At 70.6% G+C, this 13,420-nt stretch carries 10 protein-coding genes and 1 rRNA gene; 6 read left to right on the plus strand and 5 right to left on the minus strand.

The features are described from left to right. Window positions 1–88: ribosomal RNA gene (gene rrf / locus ACFY9V_RS32285) — 5S ribosomal RNA — on the plus strand; the annotation flags it as partial. A gap of 70 nt (window positions 89–158) precedes the next feature. After that, window positions 159–692: a GNAT family N-acetyltransferase gene (locus ACFY9V_RS32290; protein WP_391164008.1), complete on the plus strand. Its 534-nt coding sequence runs from the start codon at window positions 159–161 to the stop codon at window positions 690–692. 86 nt (window positions 693–778) lie between these two features. Here ACFY9V_RS32290 and ACFY9V_RS32295 read toward each other — a convergent pair whose 3' ends face one another. Beyond that, complete coding sequence (locus ACFY9V_RS32295) at window positions 779–1,780, minus strand: NAD(P)-dependent oxidoreductase (protein WP_391164010.1); 1,002 nt, start codon at window positions 1,778–1,780, stop codon at window positions 779–781. Window positions 1,781–2,226: 446 nt separating this feature from the next. Between ACFY9V_RS32295 and ACFY9V_RS32300 the strand changes: the two genes are divergently transcribed. From ACFY9V_RS32300 to ACFY9V_RS32315, 4 genes are all read left to right on the plus strand, one after another. Then, window positions 2,227–3,081 (plus strand): sugar ABC transporter permease, encoded by an 855-nt coding sequence (locus ACFY9V_RS32300; protein ID WP_188285565.1) that lies wholly within the window; start codon window positions 2,227–2,229, stop codon window positions 3,079–3,081. 101 nt (window positions 3,082–3,182) lie between these two features. Beyond that, on the plus strand, window positions 3,183–4,046 hold the full coding sequence (locus ACFY9V_RS32305; RefSeq protein ID WP_188285559.1) for a carbohydrate ABC transporter permease: 864 nt from the start codon (window positions 3,183–3,185) through the stop codon (window positions 4,044–4,046). A gap of 97 nt (window positions 4,047–4,143) precedes the next feature. Continuing rightward, on the plus strand, window positions 4,144–5,796 hold the full coding sequence (locus ACFY9V_RS32310; RefSeq protein ID WP_355341804.1) for an extracellular solute-binding protein: 1,653 nt from the start codon (window positions 4,144–4,146) through the stop codon (window positions 5,794–5,796). 270 nt (window positions 5,797–6,066) lie between these two features. Beyond that, on the plus strand, window positions 6,067–7,185 hold the full coding sequence (locus ACFY9V_RS32315) for a substrate-binding domain-containing protein (protein WP_391164012.1): 1,119 nt from the start codon (window positions 6,067–6,069) through the stop codon (window positions 7,183–7,185). A 79-nt stretch (window positions 7,186–7,264) separates the two neighbouring features. Here the strand turns inward: ACFY9V_RS32315 and ACFY9V_RS32320 are convergent, their stop codons facing one another. The 4 genes from ACFY9V_RS32320 to ACFY9V_RS32335 all read right to left on the minus strand — a co-directional run bounded on the left by ACFY9V_RS32320 (window position 7,265) and on the right by ACFY9V_RS32335 (window position 13,414). Next, the gene (locus ACFY9V_RS32320; RefSeq protein WP_391164013.1) at window positions 7,265–8,398 is read right to left on the minus strand and encodes a hypothetical protein; all 1,134 of its coding nucleotides are present in this window, start codon (window positions 8,396–8,398) and stop codon (window positions 7,265–7,267) included. Further along, a complete protein-coding gene (locus ACFY9V_RS32325; protein WP_391164014.1) occupies window positions 8,395–9,822 on the minus strand; it encodes a hypothetical protein in 1,428 nt (475 codons plus the stop codon). The genes ACFY9V_RS32320 and ACFY9V_RS32325 overlap by 4 nt, the downstream gene beginning before the upstream one ends. 468 nt (window positions 9,823–10,290) lie before the next feature. Further along, window positions 10,291–11,973, minus strand: coding sequence for a type VI secretion protein (locus ACFY9V_RS32330; RefSeq protein ID WP_391164015.1), 1,683 nt, complete (start codon window positions 11,971–11,973; stop codon window positions 10,291–10,293). 13 nt (window positions 11,974–11,986) lie between these two features. Then, window positions 11,987–13,414, minus strand: coding sequence for an ATP-binding protein (locus ACFY9V_RS32335; protein WP_188285564.1), 1,428 nt, complete (start codon window positions 13,412–13,414; stop codon window positions 11,987–11,989). Window positions 13,415–13,420: the final 6 nt, after the last annotated feature.

A 13,420-nucleotide genomic window follows, 5' to 3' on the forward strand; every position in this document is an offset into this window, starting at 1 on the left:
CGGTTACATTCCGAACCCGGAAGCTAAGCCTTTCAGCGCCGATGGTACTGCAGGGGGGACCCTGTGGGAGAGTAGGACACCGCCGAACAATCTTTCAGCTCGGGTCCTCCGAATTTAATTCGGAGGACCCGAGCTTTTTTGCGTTGTACCGTCGGGTGATGCGGTACGAGATACGGCCGGTGGCACCGGCGGAGTGGCAGCGGATCCGGGCACTGCGGTTGGCAGCGCTTCAGGACCCGGTCAGCAGCATGGCTTTCGCGCGGACCTTCGAGGAGGAGGCCGCGCTGAGCGACACGGTCTGGCAGCGACGGGCGTCCGGTGCCGGATCCCAGCAGTTCGTCGCCATCGACCGTGACGCGGTCCGCAAACCCGACGAGACCGACGGACACCAGGGCGGTGCCTGGGTCGGCATGCTCACCGTCGTCGTGGAGCGCCCCGACTACTTCTCCGTCAACGCCGTCTATCTGATCCCCGAGACCCGCGGAACCGGTCTGGCCGAGCGCCTGTTCGCCGCCGCCATCGCCTGGGCCTGGGACCGTACCGACCGCGTGTACCTGTGGGTCCACCAGGACAACGGCCGTGCCGAGTCCTTCTACCAGCGCTTCGGCTTCATCCGCACCGGCGAGACGATGAAATATCCGCTGAACCCGTCCGAGACGGAGTACGAGATGGTGCTCTTCAGGGACCGCTAGGCCGCGCCGCCGGACGACGACGAATCCGGCACCGTACCGCCGTACCGCCGTACCGCTGCACGCCGCCGTACGCGCTTCACGCCGCCTTACGCGATGCGCGCCAAGTCGTCCGCCAGCACGGCTCCCAGGAGGGCCTCGCCGCGTGTCCAGCGCTCGACCTCATCGACGGCGTAGGCACCGAGCCGTTGGACCTCCGTGCCCTGGCAGCCCGCGATGTGCGGGGTGAGCAGGACGTTGCGGAGGCTGTGCAGCCGGTGGCCGCGGGGGAGTGGTTCGGGGTCGGTGACGTCGAGGTAGGCGTCGAGGCGGCCCGCGGCGCATTCGCGGGTGAGGGCCGCGGTGTCGACCAGCCGGCCGCGCGCGGTGTTGATGACGGAGACGCCGTCGCGCATCAGGGCCAGGCGGCGGGCGTCGAGCAGGTGGTGGGTCTCGGGCAAATCGGGTGCGTGCACGGTCACGATGTCGGAGGTCGCGCACAGCTCGTCGAGGTCCACGAGTTCCGCGCCGAGAGTGGTGGCCTGGGCGGCGGAGACGTACGGGTCGGCGAGCAGGACGCGGAAGTCGGAGGGGGCGGCGAGGAGCCGGGCGATCACGCCGCGGCCGATGCGGGAGGCGCCGATGACGCCGACGACGGCGCCGTCCGCGCCGCGCCGGTCGCGGTAGCCGAGGAGTTGGCCGTCGGTGTACTCGGCGGCGGTGCCGAGCGCGCGGCGGGCGGCGAGGACGACCGTGGCCATGGTGAAGTCCACGACGGGACCGGCGTTGGCGTCGGCCGCCGACGAGACGGCGATGCCGCGCTGCCAGACCTCGGGCCCGACATGGCCTTTGACGGTGCCGGCGGCGTGGATGACGGCGCCGAGCCGGGGTGCGAGGGCCAGGACGGCGGAGTCGACGGCGGGCGCGCCCCAGCCGGTGAGCAGCACGTCGGCGTCGGCGAGCGCCGCCCGCGCGGCGGGCGTCGTGGTGTCGGTGACGAGGGCGGGGTGGACGGCCGCGAGGGCGTCGAGCCGGGTGCGCAGGGGGGCCGGAAGTACCAGGTCGAGGATGTCCGGACGCATCGCCAGCACCAGATTCGGACGCTCCGCCATGTCTACCCCTCACGTGTCCGCAGGTCTGCGTGGGTCTGTGCACGGTGACGTGCTCGTGTTCGTGGTCCTGCTCGTGTTCATGTTCGTCGTCGTGCGTGTGCGGCGCCGTGCGTGCGGGCCGCTGTCCGCGCACCACGGTGTAATCGGTTTCTTTCTCTGGCTATGAGATTAGGGCCGACGCCATCAGAGGTCAACGTCTTGGGCTGCAGGAGGGGTTGACCTGTCGTAGTAACCGGTTTAGGTTCCGTCCCACCTTAAGCGTCGAGGAGGACGCGATGGCGATTGCCGAACAGGACGCCACCAGCCGCGCCGATGCGGGGGGCGCGTCCGAACGACGCGTGAGACGCGCGAAACGCCTGGCCCGTAGGGGCGGGGCGAACCGTGTGAAGCCCGAGCCCGGCTCGCGCCGCAAGCGGCTGCGCCGGGATGCCGCCCTCGTCCTGCTGATGGCGCCCGGCGTGGCGTACTTCCTGCTTTTCCACTACGGCGCGATGGTCGGGAACGTCATCGCGTTCAAGGACTACGTGCCCTTCGACGGGCTCTGGGCCAGCCAGTGGGTGGGCTTCGCGAACTTCCAGCGGATGTTCGGCGACCCGGACTTCTGGGCCGCGGTCGTCAACACCCTGTGGATAGCGCTGCTCCAGCTCGTCTTCTTCTTCCCCGTGCCGATCGCGCTGGCGATGCTGCTGCACAGCCTGACCCGCGACAGCGTGCGGCGGTTCGTGCAGAGCGTGGCGTATCTGCCGCACTTCCTGTCGTGGGTCATCGTGGTGGCCCTCTTCCAGCAGGTGCTCGGCGAGACCGGGCTGCTCAACAGCGTGCTCGGCGACGCCCACCTGCACACCGTGAACATCATCGGCAACCCCGACGCGTTCAAGCCGCTGGTCGTGGCCCAGGTGATCTGGAAGGACTGCGGCTGGGGCACGATCATCTTCCTCGCCGCGCTGTCGCAGGTCGACGAGCAGCAGTACGAGGCCGCGGCGATCGACGGCGCGGGTCCGTGGCGGCGGTTCTGGCACGTCACCCTGCCGTCGCTGCGGCCGATCATCGTTCTTCTGCTGATCATGAGGCTCGGCGACATCCTGTCGGTCGGCTTCGAGCAGATGCTGCTCCAACGGCCCGCGGTCGGGCCTGAGGCGGCCGAGATCATCGACACCTTCGTCTACTACAAGGGCATCATCGGCGGCGACTTCGGCTATGCCGCCGCGGCCGGTCTCTTCAAGGGCGTCGTGGGCGCCGTACTCGTCTTCACCGCCAACAAGGTCGCGCACCGGCTGGGCGAGCAGGGGGTCTACCGATGAGCGCCGTTCAGTCCGCCGGTCGCACGCCTCGTACCGGCCCGTTCCGTTCGGTCCGCCCGCGTCGTTCGAGTCGCCCGGTCCGTCCCGTCCGTCCTTCGTGGATGGAGAAGCCGAAGCCCGTCACCCAGGCGGCCAAGGCGGTGGCCCTGGTCGCCGTCGTCCTGCTGGTCACCGTCCCGTTCCTGATCATCGTGTCGACCAGCTTCGCGTCCAACAAGGACGTGGTCGCCAACGGCGGCTGGGTGCTGTGGCCGGAACACCCCACCCTGCGCGCCTACCGGGAGATCTTCGACGGCAGCATCGTCACCCACGCGCTGTGGGTGAGCGCCGGTGTGACGATCATCGGCACGGCCCTCAGCCTCGCCTGCACGATCGGTCTGGCGTACGCGCTCAGCCGTCCGCAGGTCTTCGGCGGCAAGCCGATCCTGCTGCTGATCCTGTTCACCTTCCTCTTCCCGCCCGGCATGATCCCCGGCTTCCTGCTGGTCAAGGGCCTGAACATGCTCGACAGCTACGAGTCGTTGATCGCACCCGTCCTGATCAATGTGTTCAACCTCGTCGTACTGCGCGGCTTCTTCCAGTCGATCCCCGAGGAGCTGTACGAGGCGGCCCGGCTGGACGGCGCGGGCGAGTGGCTGATCCTGCGCAGGATCGTCCTCCCGCTGTCCAAGGCGGCCCTCGCGGTCGTCGGGCTCTTCTACGCGGTCTCGTACTGGAACGCCTGGTTCTACGCGTCGATCTACCTCAACTCCGACCACTGGCCGCTCCAACAGGTGCTGCGCACGTATGTCATCGGGGGCGCGCAGCTCGCGGACTCCGGGGCCAGCGAGGCGGGGATGGTCTCGTCGCCCCAGACGATCCAGATGGCGGTGCTGGTGGTGGCGACCGTGCCGATCCTCGTCGTCTACCCCTTCCTCCAGAAGTACTTCACCAAGGGCGTGCTGACCGGCGCCATCAAGAGCTGAGCCGTACGCGGGCCGAGCGGCCGCGTGGCCGCAGACCGTGCCGCCGTACCCGTATCACCGCACCCGCATCGCACCCGTACCCCTGAAAGGACTGACCGTGAGCACCTCGTCGTTCTCGCGGCGTACGCTGCTGCGCTCGATCGCCGCAAGTGGCGCCGCTCTGGCCGCCCCATCCGTTCTCGCCGCCTGCTCGTCCTCCTCGTCCGGCGGCCACGATGTGAGCAACGCGGGCAAGAAGCTCGCACCCTGGCCGACGTACAAGCCGGTCAGCGGGCCCGCGCCCGATCTGCCGGGGACGGCGGACGGGGTGCAGCCGGGTTATCTGACGTATCCCAAGAACCTGGTCAGCGCGGTCGCCGACAAGCCGGGCAACGGCGAGACGATCAAGGTGATGACGATCTCGTACGGGACGCCGCCGAAGCCCGCGTCGGAGAACAAGTTCTGGGCGGCGGTCAACAAGGCGCTGGGGGTGAACATCGAGTTCACGGTCGTGCCGGACTCCGACTACGACAACAAGATGGCCACCTTGATGGCGGGCAACGACCTGCCGGACGTCATCAACCTCGGCGGTGGTCACGTACTGCCCCGCGAGGCGCAATTCGTGCAGGCCAAGTGCGCGGACCTGAGCGAGTACCTGGCGGGCGACGCGGTCAAGGACTACCCGAATCTGGCGAACATCCCCACCTACGCGTGGGAGGACATGGGCCGGATCAGCGGGCGGATCCTCGGCATTCCGGTGCAGCGGTCCGCGCCCGGCACCACGCTGTGGATCAACAACGACATCTTCAGCGCGGCCGGCATGAAGGACGGCTGGACGTCGGACGACTTCATGGCCGTCGCCAAGGAGGCGACGCACGGCAAGAAGTACGCGCTGGGCGCGGCGCAGCAGACCGGCTTCGGCTTCGCGGTGCACACGATGGCGTTCGGCGCGCCGCAGGAGTGGAAGCTCGACGGCGGGCACTTCGTCGACGCGTACGGCACGGACGAGTACAAGGCGGGCCTGGAGTTCATGCTGAAGCTGCGGCAGGCGGGGACGTACCTGCCGAACGCGCTCAGCACCTCCACCGTCGACTGCAAGACGCTCTTCTACAACGGCACGGTCGCGTCGATGGGTGACGGCTTCGGGGCGCTGACCACGAGCATCCCGAGCATCAAGGACGCCTTCGTCCTGGACGGCGCGGTGCCGTACACGCCGTCGGGCGGTGGCAAGCCCGGCATGGAGCGGGCGCGTGGGATCTTCGGCTACACGGTGCTGAAGAAGGCCGCGCCCGAGCGGATCAAGCTGATCCTGCGGGTGCTCGACTACTTGGCGGCGCCGTTCGGCACCAAGGAGTACGAGCTGACGCACTTCGGCATCGAGGGCACGCACTTCACGCGTGACGCGGAGGGCTCGCCGATACCGACGGACCTCGGTCTGGTGGAGAGCACCGTCAATCTTCCGATCAAGTACCTGTCCGACGCGCCGCAGGTGCTCTACCTGCCGGGGCGGCCGGACGACGTCAAGCGCAGCCACGCCTGGCAGGTGAAGATCGCGCCGATGCTCGTACGCAATCCGCGGTTCGGCCTCCAGTCGGAGACTTTCACCCGGTCGGGAGCCACCATCGGACAGTACCGGCTCGACACGATCGGCGCGATCGTGGCCGGGCGCAAGCCGCTGAGCGCGTGGGACGAGGCGGTGAAGAAGATGCGCGGCGACGGCCTGAACAAGATCGCCGACGAGTACGCGGCGGATTACGCGGCCAACCACTGACGCCCTGTGCCTGCCGCCCGGCCCCGCACTACTACGCTGGGCGGCAGCGCGGGGGGCGCCGGGCGCCGCGTCGAACGATGTGTTGAACGAAGCGTCGGGCGTGGGACCCGGCCCTGCGCTGAGCCTGGCGCCGGGCCGTGGGTCGGTCCTTGCGTCGCGTGTTGGCCGTCGCGGATCCGGAGCCGCGGGCCGCTGAGGAATCGGATGGCGGGGATGGCGGAGACTGCACCAGAGCCGGGGCCGGGTAACGGGCCGGGCGCGGGAAGCCCCATGGGTGCGGGGACCGCGGCGGGTGCGGGCGGCGGGAGCCGGCGTGTCACCATCCGCGATGTCGCCGTCCGGGCGGGTGTCTCGGTCGCCACCGTCTCGCGGGCGCTGGCCGGGAACTACCCGACGTCGGCCGCCGCGCGAGCCAAGGTGCTGCGGGCGGTCAAGGACCTCGACTACGTGATCGACGGCCGGGCGCGGGCGCTGGCCGGGACGGGGCCCAAGACGGTCGCGGTGATCATGATGTCGGTCGACAGCTACTTCTTCGCCGCCGTCGCCCAGGGCGTCGAGCAGGAGGCCGCCGCGCGCGGCCGGCTGTGCATGGTGTGCAGCCACGGCGGTGACGAGGCGCGCGAGCTGGCGCTGGTGCAGATGATGCGTGAGCAACGCGCCGAGATCGTGATCCTGGTCGGCGGCGCGGTCGAGGACGAGGCGTACCGCGTGCGGCTGACCGAGTACGCGCACGGGCTCGCCGCCGCGGGCTCCCGGCTCGTGCTGTGCGGGCGCCCCGCGCCGAGCCCCGACACCCCGGTCATCGCGGTGGAGTACGACAACGAGGCCGGTGCGTACGCCGCCGTCAGCCACCTGCTGTCCGCCGGGCACCGGCGGATCCTCTACCTGGGCACGATGCCGGGGCACAGCACGGCCGAGCCGCGCGTGCGCGGTTACCAGCGTGCGCTGGCCGACCACGGGCTCGGGCCGGAGCACCAGCGGATCGCGGGTATCGGCCTCGGTCGCACCAATGGCTACAACTCCATGCGGGACCTGCTCGTGCGGTGCGACGGCAACCCCGACTTCACCGCGGTCTTCGCCGGTGACGACCTGGTCGCCGCGGGCGCGATGGCCGCCATGCGCGAGCGCGGGCTCCGCACCCCCGAGGACATCTCGGTGGTCGGCTACAACAACGACGATGTTTCCCAAGACCTCAACCCTCCCCTGACCACCGTCAACATTCCTTCCTACGAGCTCGGCCGCGCCGCCGTCCGCCTGGCCCTCGCCGAAGAGGACGCCGGCCTCCCCGGCTCCGCCCGCGGCACCGCCCAGACCCGCCATCTCCTGGGCACGCACATCGTCCTGCGGGAGTCCGTGCGACGGCTCACGGCGGAGGAGTCAGCGCTTTAGGAGCGCGGTCCTTCGCGTTCGCTCCCGCGGTCGGCGGTCCCCGAGTTCTTCTCGGGTGCGGCCCTCCGCGGAGGCGTCCTCATCCCTGGCGGAGCAGTGAACCGAATCCCGCCGCCCGCAGGCGCGAAGCGAATTCCCTCTCGTCCAGCCCGAATTCCTCCGCCGTCCGGCCCAGGTGCCAGTCGTGCGCTGCCAACCGTTCCAACAGATGTCCGCGCCGAATCTGCGTCTCGGACAGACGAAAGGTCTTCAGATACGCGAGCCGACCGTCCGCCGCGGTGATGACCTCACCTATGTGGTTCTCCTCGCGGGGCCGAAAGGCCGGTATGAATCGCGACAGCGTGAACCCGCCCGCCCGGTACACCTTCCGCGTCGCGTACTCGGTATTCAGCAGCCCCGCCGCCATCGTCCCGTCGTGGAATTCCGCCCACGCCCGCTGTTCCGCGGCCACCGCCGCTCGCAGATCCGCCGTCGTCCGCACCCGCGTCTCGTCGATCCTCGGCACGAAGTCCGGCACGGCCGCGCTCAACAGGGCGTATTGGTAGATGAGTTCCCCGTACAGATCCTGGACGAGCGTGGCGTGCAGCGCCCGGTAGTCCTCCGGGTGCGGTACGACGAAGGCCGCGGCGAGGGCGTCGGCCGCGTAGAGCAGCACCCCGCACTGGCCCGGGTGTATCTCGAACACCTTCAGCGCGTCACCGAGCCCGCGCACGGTCACGCCGATGTACGCCTCCTCCACCCGAGGCGACAGGCCCTGCCGCAGTGCCCGCTGCGACCACTCCTCCCACGCGATGGTCGGGCCGCCGAAGTGCAGCGCCAGATAACCGTCGAGCGCGAGGTGCAGCGGCAGGAACCGCAGTCGGTGCTTGGCCTCTCGGCGTGCCATCCGGCGGTGGATGCGCAGCGGCATCGCGGTCACGGGCTCGGCGCCCCGGTCGCCGCGCAACTGTGTCCCGTACGCCGCCGCGGCGCCCGCATGACCGCTGTCCGCGCCCCAGTCGGCGACGAAGCCGTGCGGGATGTACGAGGTGTAGGTGGTGCGCGGCGCGACCGTCACCACACCGATGCCGTCCCCGTACAGCTCGGCGTGCAGCCGCAGGCCCGGCAGCGGTTCGGCGCGGACCAGCGGGACGAGGCGGATGCCGCCCCAGACCTGCGAAGGGCGCGTGGTGAGTCCGGCCAGGTCGAGGCGGAGGGTGCCGGTGGCGGTCATCGGGCCTCCTCGGGTGCGGTCAGGAACGCGGTGATACGGCTGTTCAGGTGGGCGCGCAGCTCGGGCAGGCCGGTGCTGCCGCTGGCGAACCGCGCCAGGCCGACCAGCGACGGCAGGTCCTCGGCGTCGCGGATGCCCGCGGTGGGTACGGTCGGGGCCAGGCGGCGCACGTCGAAGTCGTCCGCGTCGTACACGGGGTTGAGGTGTACGACGGTGACCCGCCCGTCCGGGTCGAGCCGGGTCCGCCATACGCGCAGCACCTCGGCGGCCAGCCCCGGCGGTGCGTTGTCCCAGCCGTCGGAGATGATCAGCAACCGGTCCGCGCCGGTCTCCAGCGCGTCCAGAATCCGCTCGCCGAGCGGGGTCGCCCCGTGCGGGAACGCCAGCAGCGGATCGCTCCGTCCCGATGTCCACAGGGGTGTGTACGAGTCGGCGAGTGCCTCCAGCAGGTGGTGGGCTGCGAGCGCCACCGCGAGCGGGCGGCGCCGCTTCTGGCCGGAGCCGTAGGAGGAGAAGCTGTCGTCCAGGACTGCCGCGACCCGGCCCCAGCCGCGCTCGCCGCGCGCGGCCCGGCGCGCGGCGGCCCGCAGCGCCGCTGTCAACTCCGTCCGCCGCCCGGCTCGTTCGTCCAGGGACAGCCCGAGGACGTACGAGGCAAGCCGGGTCAGCGGCATCCGCGTCAGGTCGGTCCGGACGGCGGTCGCGCCGTGGCGGCGCGCCGAGTCCTGGAAACGGAGCCGTTCGAGCCGGGTCATCCGGGGCGCGATCCGCTCCAGGAAAGCCGCGCGTGCGATGCCGTGCCGGGCCGCGAAGCCCTCCGCGACGGTGAACGGCAGCTCGTAGACCGCCGCCTGCTCGTAGTGCGCGCGGCGCCAGGTCTCCAGCAGCGGCGTCCCGTAGCGCGTGCGGCGGCGCGGGGCGAACAGGAAGTCACCCAACTCGGCTTCTCGTGCGGGCAGGTGGGCGTGCCGCAGCGCCGTCTTCACCCCGGTCCGGTACTTGACGGCGTCGAACGCCGGGTCGGGGCGGGCGGCCAGCCAGTCCCGCATGATCGCGCGGGTGCGGCGGTTGTTGACCTTGGCCCGGCGCAGCGCGGCGAAGAGGGTGTAGACCCGCTGCGGGGGCAGTGCGGTCAGCCGTCGGGCGATCAACCGGCCTTCGGTGCGGCGCTGTTCGGGGGTCGCTTCGGTGGCGCTCTCCAGCAGTCGGCGGATGATCAGCGCGGCGTTGTGGTCGTTGATGTCGAGGGCGAGCGCGGCGGCGTACAGATCGCGGTAGTTGCCCAGCATGTACGCGTGCAGGAAGTCGAGCGAGAGGTGCTGGGTGTCGGCGTCGGAGTGGAATTCGCGTTGGGCGGTGGATGTGGTCGCGGCATTGGCGAACAGGAGGACGTCCTCGGCGGCGATCAGTCCTTCTGGCTGCATGACGTGACTCCTGTTCTCGCGTAGATGTGTTGGGGCGTCGAGTGCTGGTGTGTTCGAGGTGTTCGGCGTCGACCGGGGAATGAGGGCGCGAGCTGCGAATCATTGCTTCAGAGGCAGGTTCCGGAAGTCGCGACGGAGTCCCGCGGTCGACTCTCGAACGGTAACAGGGTCGGCGGATTCGCTCGCGGAGTTTTCCACAGGGCGACTTTCGGCGAATGAGTTATCCACAGGCTGGAAATCAGTTGCCCCACGAGGACGGTGTGGAGCGGATACTGATGATCAGGGACAAGCGGACATTGACAACTCAACAGGGAGCAGAGGGAGCAGGGGCGCGAACCGGCCGGGCGGGCGGGCGCCGCGCCCGCGTTCCCGCCGGGGGGCATCTCTCCCGTGCGTTCTCGCCCGCGTGTGCGCACACGCGGGCGGGCGCGTGGGCGCGGGCGTGCGGCCGGGCGCCCGCGCGCGGAATCAGCGGATGCGGACCGCGTCCGGGATCGACGGCGGGAGCGTGTCGGCCGTCTCATCGCCCAGGGCCAGGCGCATGTCGGCGTGCTGCCACAGCGGCGCGTGCCAGCGCGCGAGCGCCTGTTCGGGGGAGCGCAGGACGGCGAGGGTGGGCAGACCGGAGTGGTGACCGGTGCTCAGCAGGTCCGACAGGCCCGGGAGCGGGGCCAGCGCGGCGACGTCGTCCAGGACGAAGGTCAGTGGTGGGTCGAGCCGACCGGCGGATGACGTTGCGGCCATGCGCCGGCCGTGCTCGACCACGCTGGAGACGAGTGCGGTGAGCAGGGGCATCGCACCCAAGTGGGTCCGCGGATCCTCGATGCGCTCACCCACTACGTAAAGTGTGCCCCTTTCCGCGACGAATGACTCCATGTCGAGGCCACCTGAGCGCGGTGGATTGCAGGCGTCGCGGATGTGCACCGCGTTCAGCGGTTCGAGGGTCTGGCGGATCAACGCCTGCGCCGCGTCCCGGCGTTCGGGGTGGGCGTGCAGCACCGACTCCAGTTCGCCGCTCCAGCCGGAGGCGGCCTCGGTGTCGGTACGCAGGATCCGCACCGCCTCACCGGCCGCTGAAGCGCTCGCCGCCCAGCGCTGCACCTGGCGGAATGGCCCGCCGTCCAGGGCCGCCGCGTGCAGCCAGCAGCGCAGCAGTGTCACGGCGGTGTCGTGGACGATGGCCTCGTCGGCGCGTGCGGGCCGCAGTGGCGCCAGCAGTGCGCCCGCGCGTATCCCGGCGGTCTCCGGTCGCTCGCAGCCGCCGTGCGGCGCCCACCGCAGCCGCCCGGGCACATCGAGGAGGTGCGCCGGATCGTAGACGTGGACGGGACCGAGCTTGCTGCGGTTGCCGACGGTCTGCTGATAGGTGTCCGGGTCCGCGGTGGTGACCACGGCGGGTCCCGCGGCGGCCAGGACGGCGGGCTGCACGATGCGCTTGGACTTGTCGCCGCGCGGGCTGGCGAACAGGGCATAGGTGCGGGTGACTTCACCGCCGGGCAGTGGGTCGGCGACTGGGTGCGGGATCGGGGCCGCGGCCATGGTGCCGGTGGCTCCGGCGGCGGTGGGCCCGGTCGCTTCGGTGGCCGTGGCGGGGATCGGCTCGAAGGCCGTGGTGGGCGCGTCCTCGCGCGGGCCCGCCGCGCCCGGCACGGAGCGGAACCAGGCGTCCAGGCCGTCGTCGCCCGCGGCCTTGGACCCGACCGGCTGGCCGCGGCGGCGGCGCGGCGAGGGCAGCGGGGCGCGCTCCACCGGCGCGGGCGCCGCCTCAGGGGCCGGGGCGGGCGGGGCCTGGCGGGGTGCCCTGAGGCGGGCGCGGGTACGGGCCACCGCGTTCAGCACGAAGACGGTCAGGACGAACAGCACCATGAACTGGCTGATGAAGATGCCCCAGAACAGCCCGGAGCCGGGCAGTTGGCCGGGAGGCGAGTCGGGCCAGGCCGCGGCGACGTCGTGCGGTTCCGCGATCAGGTGCCGCATGGCCTGGGGGGTGCGGGTGAAGTGCACCTCGGCGGGCCAGCCGCCGTGCGAGAGGACCCCCGCGATGCCGGTGGCCGTCCACACCAGCAGCGTCACGCCCAGCAGGAAGCCGAGGACGCCGACGATCAGGCCGTCCGGCAGGCCCCCAGAGGACTCGCGTTTCCTCCCGGCCATGTCACCCCACCTCTCATGCCACCGCGTCGTCGGCCAACTGCTTGGCCAGCGCCACCTCGGCGGCGGCGTGTGCCTCGGCACGGGCCTCGGCCTCCGCCTCCGACGCCGCTTCGGCCTCGACCTCCGCTTCGTGCTCCAGGGAGGTCTCGGTCATCGCGCGGTCGGTGAAGACCAGGGGCCGTTCCGCCTCGGTGATCAGGTGCTTGACGACCTGCACATTGCCGTTGACGTCCCAGACGGCGATGCCGGGGGTGAGCGTCGGGATGATCTCCACCGCCCAGCGCGGCAGGCCGAGCACCCGCCCGGTGGCGCGCGCCTCGTCGGCCTTCTGGGCGTAGATGGTGCGGGTGGAGGCCATCTTCAAGATGGCGGCGGCTTCCTTCGCCGCGGCCCCGTCGACGACGTCCGAGAGGTGGTGGACGACAGCGACGAAGGACAGGCCCAGGCGGCGGCCGAACTTCAGCAGCCGCTGGAAGAGCTGGGCCACGAAGGGCGAGTTGATGATGTGCCAGGCCTCCTCGACGAGGAAGATGCGTTTCTTCCGGTCGGGCCTGATCCAGGTGTGCTCCAGCCACACACCGACGATCGCCATCAGGATCGGCATCGCGATCGAGTTGCGGTCGATGTGGGAGAGGTCGAAGACGATCAGCGGCGCGTCCAGGTCGATGCCGACGGTCGTGGGCCCGTCGAACATGCCCCGCAGGTCACCGTCGACCAGCCGGTCGAGCACCAAGGCCACGTCCAGGCCCCAGGCGCGGACGTCGTCCAGGTCGACGTTCATGGCCTCCGCCGACTCCTCCAGCGGGTGCCGCAGCCGTTCCACGATGTCGGTGAGGATCGGCTGCCGGTCGGTGATCGTCTCGATCACATAGGCGTGCGCGACCTTCAGCGCGAAGCCGGACCGCTCGTCGAGACCGCGGCCCATCGCGACCTCGATGATCGTCCGGAGCAGCGCGAGCTGACCGGTGAGGGTGATCGCCGGGTCCAGGGGATTGAGCTTGATGCCGCCGTCCAGCGCGGCCATCGGGTCCAGCCGGATGGGAGTTAATCCCAGCGACTTCGCGATGAGGTTCCACTCGCCGACGCCGTCCTCGCCCTGCGCGTCGAGCACCACGACCTGCCGGTCGCGGAAGCGGAGCTGGCGCAGCACGTAGGTCTTCTCCAGCGCCGACTTGCCGTTGCCGGACTCGCCGAGGACCAGCCAGTGCGGGGCGGGCAGTTGCTGACCGTAGAGCTGGAAGGGGTCGTAGATGTAGCCCTTGCCCGAGTACACCTCGCGGCCGATGATGACGCCGGAGTCGCCGAGGCCGGGGGCGGCGGTGGGCAGGTACACCGCCTGGGCCTGGCCGGTGGAGGTGCGCACCGGCAGCCGCGTCGACTCGACCCGGCCGAACAGGAAGCTCGTGAAGGCGTCCGTGAGCGCCGCAAGAGGGTCCAGCATGGGCAT

The organism is Streptomyces sp. NPDC008317 (assembly GCF_042955955.1).
Classification (GTDB): domain Bacteria; phylum Actinomycetota; class Actinomycetes; order Streptomycetales; family Streptomycetaceae; genus Actinacidiphila.

Bases quoted from the DNA above. Each gene is read 5' to 3' on its own strand.
- ACFY9V_RS32290 (WP_391164008.1), top strand. From the start codon at position 159: ATGCGGTACGAGATACGGCCGGTGGCACCGGCGGAGTGGCAGCGGATC.
- ACFY9V_RS32295 (WP_391164010.1), bottom strand. From the start codon at position 1,780: ATGGCGGAGCGTCCGAATCTGGTGCTGGCGATGCGTCCGGACATCCTC.
- ACFY9V_RS32300 (WP_188285565.1), top strand. From the start codon at position 2,227: ATGGCGCCCGGCGTGGCGTACTTCCTGCTTTTCCACTACGGCGCGATG.
- ACFY9V_RS32305 (WP_188285559.1), top strand. From the start codon at position 3,183: ATGGAGAAGCCGAAGCCCGTCACCCAGGCGGCCAAGGCGGTGGCCCTG.
- ACFY9V_RS32315 (WP_391164012.1), top strand. From the start codon at position 6,067: ATGGGTGCGGGGACCGCGGCGGGTGCGGGCGGCGGGAGCCGGCGTGTC.
- ACFY9V_RS32320 (WP_391164013.1), bottom strand. From the start codon at position 8,398: ATGACCGCCACCGGCACCCTCCGCCTCGACCTGGCCGGACTCACCACG.
- ACFY9V_RS32325 (WP_391164014.1), bottom strand. From the start codon at position 9,822: ATGCAGCCAGAAGGACTGATCGCCGCCGAGGACGTCCTCCTGTTCGCC.
- ACFY9V_RS32330 (WP_391164015.1), bottom strand. From the start codon at position 11,973: ATGGCCGGGAGGAAACGCGAGTCCTCTGGGGGCCTGCCGGACGGCCTG.
- ACFY9V_RS32335 (WP_188285564.1), bottom strand. From the start codon at position 13,414: ATGCTGGACCCTCTTGCGGCGCTCACGGACGCCTTCACGAGCTTCCTG.